The 728-nt window shown below is 61.4% G+C and carries 2 protein-coding genes; one reads left to right on the top strand and one right to left on the bottom strand.

Annotation, left to right across the window (positions count from 1 at the left end; translation table 11 throughout):
• Positions 1-212: 212 nt before the first annotated feature.
• A complete protein-coding gene (locus tag NKJ55_RS35450; protein ID WP_352453933.1) occupies positions 213-521 on the top strand; it encodes a type II toxin-antitoxin system TacA family antitoxin in 309 nt (102 codons plus the stop codon).
• Positions 522-533: 12 nt separating this feature from the next.
• On the opposite strand, the gene NKJ55_RS35455 is transcribed toward NKJ55_RS35450, so the two are convergent.
• Positions 534-728, bottom strand: a 195-nt coding sequence (locus tag NKJ55_RS35455) for a transposase (protein ID WP_352453934.1), incomplete at its 5' end; no start/stop codon positions are given.

The following is a 728-nucleotide window of genomic DNA, read 5'->3' on the forward strand; positions in this document are numbered from 1 at the left end:
CAAGGCATTCATGATGAAGATCGCAGGCGCCTTTATCGAAGCGCGCAGCGAGGGCCGCCGCGTCAGCCGTCTGGATTGACGTTCTCTTTTCGCGGCAGGGAGCATACCTCGGATCGGATCAGTCCGCCGTTTCCGCATGCCTGTACGCCGGTCGCAGGAACAGGAATGGCTTCGTCACGCAAATCCGGTGTCATGCTGCATTGCACCGACGTATGTCCATTCCAGCACAGGTACGCACCATGGCCGCCGCCGCAAATAGGAAGATATCCGTCTCGATGCGGTTTCGCGACAATGATCTCACGATCATCGACCGCGGCGCGCAGCTGCTCGGCCTGTCGCGCACGGAGTTCATGCGGCGCGCAGCACTCCACGAGGCGCAGGCCGCCATCCTCAACGAAACCGTCATCCGCGTCTTCCCGGAAGCCTATGACGCCTTAGTGCAGGCGATCTCACCCCCCGCCGCTGCGTCCCCGCCGAAGGCGGCCGAGCGGTTGCGCCGGTCCTCGCCCTGGGACCGCTAGAGCGGCGGACTTTCATGTGAGTCCATACCCTGCGGCTGCGAAGTAATTTCTGCATTCTGTTGGAGAGAAGAGATTGCAGATATCGCCAATGGCCTGCCACAGGGCGTCGATGGTTCTGATGACCTTTGCGCGCAGGTGCGCCTTGAGCTTGGCGAATGCCATTTCGATGGGATTGAGATCTGGGCTGTAGGGCGGCAGGAAGAGCAG

The organism is Mesorhizobium sp. M0106 (assembly GCF_040322715.1).
In the GTDB taxonomy this organism is placed as follows: Bacteria; Pseudomonadota; Alphaproteobacteria; order Rhizobiales; family Rhizobiaceae; genus Mesorhizobium.

Coding starts and splice junctions, on each gene's coding strand:
- NKJ55_RS35450 (WP_352453933.1), top strand. CDS start 213: ATGTCCATTCCAGCACAGGTACGCACCATGGCCGCCGCCGCAAATAGG.